Annotated in this window: 1 protein-coding gene; it reads right to left on the reverse strand. The window is 66.4% G+C overall.

Annotated elements, in window-relative coordinates:
* Nucleotides 1-12 precede the first annotated feature (12 nt).
* A partial coding sequence (locus tag ACTHR7_RS10965; protein ID WP_440370828.1) for an HlyD family secretion protein occupies nt 13-229 on the reverse strand: 217 nt, incomplete at its 5' end.

Here is a 229-nt window from a genome sequence, read left to right on the forward strand (position 1 = left end):
GTGTGTGGAATGTCAGGGCGGGCTGTTTTTCAGGCGCCCCGCCGTGTCGATGCTGACCACCACCGACAACCCCGGTCGCAGGCGTTCGCTCTGCTCCTGATCCGGGTCCACGCTGATCCGCACCGGCACCCGCTGGGCGATCTTGACGAAGTTGCCGGTGGCGTTATCGGCCTGCAACAGGCTGAACTCGGCGCCCGTGGCCGGCGAGATACGCTGTACCGTGCCATGG

The sequence above is a fragment of the Neisseria sp. P0007.S010 genome, from assembly GCF_051962875.1.
GTDB lineage: Bacteria > Pseudomonadota > Gammaproteobacteria > Burkholderiales > Neisseriaceae > Neisseria > Neisseria subflava_A.